This is a genomic window from Methylobacterium sp. WL120, assembly GCF_008039465.1.
In the GTDB taxonomy this organism is placed as follows: domain Bacteria; phylum Pseudomonadota; class Alphaproteobacteria; order Rhizobiales; family Beijerinckiaceae; genus Methylobacterium; species Methylobacterium cerastii.
On sequence record NZ_VRUT01000209.1, the window covers coordinates 1 to 6,500 of the forward strand.

The 6,500-nt window shown below is 71.6% G+C and carries 6 protein-coding genes; 5 read left to right on the top strand and 1 reads right to left on the bottom strand.

The features are described 5' to 3' along the window. Positions 1 to 203 precede the first annotated feature (203 nt). Positions 204 to 458, bottom strand: a complete 255-nt coding sequence (locus tag FV229_RS24230; RefSeq protein WP_147754399.1) for a hypothetical protein — start codon at positions 456 to 458, stop codon at positions 204 to 206. Between the two features lie 105 nt (positions 459 to 563). On the opposite strand from FV229_RS24230, the gene FV229_RS24235 reads away from it, so the two are divergent. The 5 genes from FV229_RS24235 to FV229_RS24255 form a co-directional block, all read left to right on the top strand. Then, positions 564 to 2,219 (top strand): ABC transporter substrate-binding protein, encoded by a 1,656-nt coding sequence (locus tag FV229_RS24235; RefSeq protein ID WP_147754400.1) that lies wholly within the window; start codon positions 564 to 566, stop codon positions 2,217 to 2,219. 253 nt (positions 2,220 to 2,472) lie between these two features. Next, positions 2,473 to 3,447 (top strand): ABC transporter permease, encoded by a 975-nt coding sequence (locus FV229_RS24240; protein ID WP_147754401.1) that lies wholly within the window; start codon positions 2,473 to 2,475, stop codon positions 3,445 to 3,447. An 83-nt stretch (positions 3,448 to 3,530) separates the two neighbouring features. Continuing rightward, positions 3,531 to 4,394 carry an ABC transporter permease gene (locus tag FV229_RS24245; RefSeq protein WP_210246623.1) on the top strand — a complete coding sequence of 288 codons (864 nt, stop codon included), beginning with the start codon at positions 3,531 to 3,533 and terminating at the stop codon, positions 4,392 to 4,394. 250 nt (positions 4,395 to 4,644) lie between these two features. Then, positions 4,645 to 5,625, top strand: a complete 981-nt coding sequence (locus FV229_RS24250; RefSeq protein ID WP_147754402.1) for an ABC transporter ATP-binding protein — start codon at positions 4,645 to 4,647, stop codon at positions 5,623 to 5,625. Beyond that, on the top strand, positions 5,622 to 6,500 hold an 879-nt coding region (locus FV229_RS24255; RefSeq protein ID WP_210246622.1), incomplete at its 3' end, for an oligopeptide/dipeptide ABC transporter ATP-binding protein. The genes FV229_RS24250 and FV229_RS24255, both read left to right, overlap by 4 nt.

A 6,500-nucleotide genomic window follows, 5' to 3' on the forward strand; every position in this document is an offset into this window, starting at 1 on the left:
CCCCTCGACCAGCACCGCCGGCGCGCCCGCCGGCAGCGGCGGCGGCAACGGCACCACCGGCAGCGGCGCGGCGCCCAGCGGCAAGTGATCGGCGACAAGTGATCGCCGGACGATCGGACTGACGCGATCGCCCTGAGGCGGTCGCGTCGAGGCGGAGCGGGCCGGGCGGCCCGCTCCGCCTTTTTCCGCTCGAGAGCCGACGGTCACCCGCCCTGCAGCGATTCCGCGAAATCCTCCGGCACCTCGCCGAACTGCCCGAGGATCGTCACGCTTTCCAATTCCCCGGTCTCGTCGTCGGCCACCACCTTCAGCGCCGCGGTGCCGGGCATCCGCCCGGCCATGGCCTGCGCCTTCTTCAGCGCGCCGCTCTCGGTCGGAGCCACCTCGCGGTCGCCCGGAACCAGACGCTTGCGCTTGACCACGAAGGTCTGGACCACGAACGTCGTCTTCATACCCATCGCGTGTCCTCGAACCGTGCAGCAAAACCGTCGGTTGGCACGATTGACGCTAGCGCCGTCGATGCGCCACCCTCGCGTGCCCGCTCCTCCTACACGGAACCGTCGATGATCGAGACGCGTCGTCGTCCGCGCCGAACCCTGTCGCGCGTTGCCCTGTCTGGATCGGTCCTCTGTGGGCTGGCCCTGCCGGCGGCCTGGACCGGCCAGGCGCAAGCCCGCGACCTGCGCATCGGCCTGGCGGCGGAAGCCACCTCGATGGATCCGCACTTCCACAACCTCGGCCCCAACAACTCGCTGCGGCGCCACATCTTCGAAGGGCTGGTCACCACAGACGCCGCGATGGCGGTGGTGCCGGCCCTCGCCCTGTCCTGGACGGCCGACGACGAGCACACCTGGACGTTCAAGCTTCGCCCGAACGTGACCTTCTCCGACGGCACGCCGTTCACCGCGAACGACGTGATCTACACCTTCTGCCGCATCCCTTTGGTCGAGAACTCGCCCTCCTCCTTCGCCACCTTCGTCCGGCCGTTCGAGGGCGTCACCGCCCCCGACCCGCTGACCGTGGTGATCAAGACCGCGGGGCCCCTGCCGCTCCTGCCGACCAACATCACCGCGCTCGGCATGCTCAGCGCCAGGGCGTCGGGCGCCCCCGGCCCGGTCGCGTTCGCCAAGGGCGGATGCACCGGGATGGGCACCCCGCCGAAATCCACCGATTTCGGCAACCCCAAGGTCGCGGTCGGCACCGGCCCCTACGCGCTCAAGGAGTACGTGCGCGGCACGCAGGTGGTGCTTTCCAAGAACCCGACCTACTGGGGCGCGGCCCCCGCCTTCGACACGGTGACGATGAAGCCGATCGTCTCGACCGGCCCGCGCGTGGCGGCGCTGCTGGCCGGCGACGCCGACCTGATCGAGAACCCGGCGATCCAGGACCTGCCGCGGATCGAGGCGGCGGGCTTCACCGTCACCAAGGGCCTGTCGAACCGGATCATCTACATCCACCTCGACCAGTTCGACGGCGCGGGCTGGAAGACGCCGACGATCCGCGGGACCGACAAGAACCCCTTGCTCGACAAGCGCGTGCGCGAGGCGCTGTCCAAGGGCATCGACCGCAAGGCCATCGTCGAGCGCGTGATGGGCGGGGTGGCGCAGGCAGCCGGCGAGCTGCTGCCCTTCCCGCTCTCCGGCACGACCAAGAACTTCCCCGTCGTCCCTTACGATCCGAAGGCGGCAAAGGATCTTCTCGCGCAGGCCGGCTACCCGAACGGCTTCGAGATCACGCTCGGTACGCCGAACGACCGCTACATCAACGACGAGAAGATCGCGCAGGCCGTCGCCCAGATGTGGAGCCGGATCGGCGTGAAAACGAGCCTCGACGCCTCGACCTCCTCCACCTTCTTCACCCGGCGCAACACGTTCTCGTTCTCGGCGTATCTCGCCGGCTGGGGCGCGGATTCCGGCGAGATGTCGAACTCGCTGAACTCGCTGCTGCTGTGCTTCGACCCGGAGACCGGCCGCGGCTTCACCAACCGGGGCCGCTACTGCAGCCGCGAGGTCGACCGGCTCACGATCGAGGCGATGCGCACCTTCGACGAAGCCGAACGCTCCGCCCTGCTGCGCCGGGCCTCGGCGCTGGCCATGGCGGACTATCCGCTGATCCCGCTCCACTTCGAGGTGACCCCCTGGGCCACGGTGAAGAGCCTGCGCTACACGCCGCGGATCGACCAGTACACGCTGGCGATGGACGTCGTGGTGGTGAAGTGAGGGGTCGGGCTTCGCGGCCGCCGCGCCCCCCCTCGCCCCGCATGCGGGGAGAGGGCTGCGACGACCCCGTCGTCGTCGCAGCGAGGCGGAAGCCGAAGGTGAGGGGGCTTCGACGGAGGAGCGTCGTCCGTTCGCGCCCCCTCACCGCCGCTTCGGCTTCGCCTGCGCTTCCCGGCTGCACGACGAGGTGCAGCCGGGCCTCTCCCCGCCTGCGGGGAGAGGGAATGCGCACCTCGTTCGGCGGCGTGTCCCCATGCTGACCTACCTGATCCAGCGCTTCGGCCAGGCGCTCGTCACCGTCGCGGCGATGGCGACGCTGGTGTTCCTCGGCGTCTACGCCATCGCCGACCCGATCGACATGCTGGCCGCGCCCGACGCGACGCCGGACGAGCGCGCCGCCATCGCCGCCCGGCTCGGGCTCGACCGGTCGCTGCCGGTCCAGTTCGGCACCTTCGCCTGGCGCGCCCTGCATGGGGATCTCGGACGCTCGTTCGTCTACAACGAGTCCGCCCTGTCGGTGATCGTGCAGCGCCTGCCGGCGACCCTGGAGCTGGCGCTCACCGCCCTGGTGCTCGCCGTCGCGGTCGGCCTGCCGCTCGGCCTCTGGGCGGGCCTGCGGCCGAACGCAGCCTCGGGCCGGACGATCATGACCGGCTCGATCCTCGCGTTCTCGCTGCCGAACTTCTGGCAGGGTCTGATGCTGGTGCTGGTCTTCGCGGTGACGCTCGGCTGGCTCCCGGCGGGCGGCCGCGGCGAGACGGTGAACGTGCTCGGCGTCGAGACCGGCCTGCTGACCCTCGACGGCCTGCGCCACCTCGTCCTCCCTGCGGTGAACCTCGCGCTGTTCAAGCTCGCGGTGGTGATCCGGCTGGCGCGCGCCGGCACCCGAGAGGCGATGCTGCAGGACTACGTGCGCTTCGCCCGCGCCAAGGGCCTCTCGCCCGCCCGCATCGTCGGGGTGCACGTGCTGAAGAACATCCTGCTGCCGGTGGTGACGGTGATCGGTCTCGAGTTCGGCTCGATGATCGCCTTCGCCGTCGTCACCGAGACGGTGTTCGCCTGGCCCGGCATCGGAAAGCTTTTGATCGACTCGATCAACCGCCTCGATCGCCCGGTGATCGTCGCCTACCTGATGCTGACGGTGTGCCTGTTCGTGGTCATCAACCTGATCGTGGACCTGATCTACGCCGGCCTCGATCCGCGCGTCCGCCTGTCGGAGGCCGCGTGAGCCGTCCCGAGATCCTACCTTCCGAAGGCCTGCCCGCCGACGGCCCCCCCGCCGCGCCGGCTCGGGTCGAGGCGGCCGAGCCGGTGTGGCGCGCCCACTTCCGCGCCTTCTTCCGCAGCCCCGGGGCGGCTTTGGGCTTCGCGATCCTGGTGCTGACGATCCTGGCCGCGTGCCTCGCCCCCTGGATCACCCCGCAGGACCCCTACGACCTCGCCAACCTCGACGTGATGGACGGCACCCTGCCCCCCGGCAGCAGCAGCGTTTCCGGCCTGCTCTACGTGCTCGGCACCGACGCGCAGGGGCGCGACATGCTCTCGGCCATCGTCTACGGCCTGCGCGTCTCCCTCGTCGTCGGCCTCTCGGCGACCCTGGTCGCCGCGACGCTGGGCTCGGCGGTCGGCGTGCTCGCGGCCAACGCCGGCGGCCGGGTCGACGCCGTGCTGATGCGGCTGGCCGACCTCCAGCTTTCGTTCCCGGCGATCCTCATCGCGCTGGTGCTGCTCGCCGCCTTCGGCCGCGGGGTCGACAAGGTCGTGATCGCCCTCATCGCCGTGCAATGGGCCTACTACGCCCGCGCCATCCGGGCGACCGCCCTGGTCGAGCGCCGCCGCGAGTACATGGAGGCCGCCCGCGCCCTCGCCCTGCCCCGGCGCAGCCTGATCGTCCGCCACCTGCTGCCGAACTGCCTGCCCCCGGTGATCGTCGTCGCGACCATGCAGGTGGCCCACGCCATCGCGCTGGAGGCGACGCTGTCCTTCCTCGGCGTCGGCGTGCCGGTGACCGAGCCTTCCCTCGGGCTGCTGATCAAGAACGGCTACGACTACCTGCTCTCGGGCAAGTACTGGATCTCGACCTTCCCCGGCCTGGCGCTGGTGGCCGTCATCGTCGCGATCAACCTCGTCGGCGACCGGCTGCGGGACGTGCTGAACCCGAGGTTTTCGGATTGATGGCGTTCGGGACGTCGTGGAGCGAAAGGCTCGCAGCTCCAGCCTCCGCTTTCCCGGACGACCGGAGCGCAGCGGAGGGACGATCCGGGACCCAGCACAGGAACGGGCGAAGCGCCGCGTATTTCCGGGTGCTCCAGGGCGCAGGCGCCGCTTCGCGGCGCTCGTCGTGCTGGATCCCGGATCGCCTTCCGCTCACGCTGCAGGTGTCCGGGAAAACGGCAGCGCTCCGTGCCGCCGGGCGGCGCATGTCATGACCGCCCCCGTCCTCGCCCTCGAAAACCTCAGCGTCGGCTTCCGGGCCGCCGGGCGCGAGCACGTCGCCGTCGATCGGGTGAGCCTCACCGTGAACCGGGGCGAGGTGCTGGGGCTCGTCGGCGAATCCGGTTCGGGCAAGTCGGTGACCGGGCTCGCGCTGATGGGGCTGATCGAGGCGCCCGGCCGGGTATCGGGCGGGAGGATCCTGTTCGAGGGCCGCGACATCGCCGGACTGCCGGAAGCGGAGCTCCGTCCGCTGCGCGGCAAGCGCATGGCGATGATCTTTCAGGACCCGATGACCACCCTGAACCCGGTGCTGCGGGTCGAGACCCAGGTCGTCGAGGCGATCCGCGCGCACGAGCGCGTCGGGGCGGCTGCCGCCCGGGCGCGGGCACGCGAGGCGCTGGTCAAGGTCGGGATTCCGGCGCCCGACGAACGCCTGCGCGCCTACCCGCACCAGCTCTCGGGCGGCATGCGCCAGCGCATCGCCATCGCCATCGCGCTGCTGCACGCGCCGGCCCTCCTCATCGCCGACGAGCCGACCACGGCCCTCGACGTGACGATCCAGGCGCAGATCCTGGCCGAGGCGCAGGCGCTCTGCGCCGAGATGGGCACGGCGCTCATCTGGATCACCCACGACCTCGCGGTGGTGGCCGGCCTCGCCGACCGTTTGTGCGTGATGTACGCCGGCCGCATCGTCGAGGGCGGGCCGGTGGCCGACGTGATCGAGGCGCCGCTCCATCCCTACACCGCCGGACTGATCGGCTCCGCCCCGAGCCGCAACGCGCGCGGCGTGCCGCTGACGCAGATCCCCGGCATGGCGCCCTCGCTCGTCGATCGCCCTCCGGGCTGCGCCTTCGCGCCGCGCTGCCCCGCCGCGACGCCCGATTGCGCCGACCCGCCGCCCACGGCCCTTGCCGAGCCGTCGCGCTTCGCGCTCTGCCGCCATCCCCTGCAGCCGGCACGTTTCACGTGAAACCTCTCCTCAGCCTCGACGCCGTCTCGAAGCGGTTCGGCACCAGCCCCTCGCTCGCCGCGCGCTTGGCCGGCCTCCTCGGGGAGCGCCGGCCGCCGAGCGCGGTGCAGGCGGTGACCGACGTGAATCTGTCGATCGAGGCCGGCGAGGTCGTCGGCCTCGTCGGCGAATCCGGCTGCGGGAAGTCGACCCTGGCCCGGCTCGCCGCCGGCCTCCACGCCCCGAGCCGCGGGCGGGTGCTGCAGGACGGGCGCGACCGCGCCGGGATGAGCGCCGCGGAACGCCGCACGGCGGCGCTCGCCGTGCAGATGATCTTCCAGGACGCCACCGCCGCCCTCAACCCGCGGCTGCGGGTGCTCGATATCGTCGGCGAGGCGCCGGTCACCCACGGCCTCGTCCCGGCACGCGACCGGCGCGCCTACGTCGCCGAGCAGCTCGCCCGCGTCAGCCTCGGGCCGGACGCGATGGCGCGCTACCCGCACCAGTTCTCCGGTGGTCAGCGCGCTCGCATCGGCATCGCGCGGGCCTTGGCCGTGAAGCCGCGGATGCTGGTCTGCGACGAGTCGGTGGCGGCGCTGGACGTCTCGATCCAGGCGCAGGTGCTGAACCTGTTCCTGGAGCTCCGCCGCGACCTGGGCCTGACCTACCTATTCGTCAGCCACGACCTCGGGGTGGTCGAACACATCGCCTCGCGGGTGGCGGTGATGTATCTCGGCCGCCTCGTCGAGGTGGCGCCGGCCGAGACCCTGTTCGCGCAGCCGGCCCACCCCTACACGATCAGCCTGCTCGCCCAGACGCCGAAGCTGGTGCCGGGCAAGCGCCGGTTCCAGGCGCTGCCGGGCGAGCCGCCCTCCCCGCTCGCGCCCCCGCCGGGC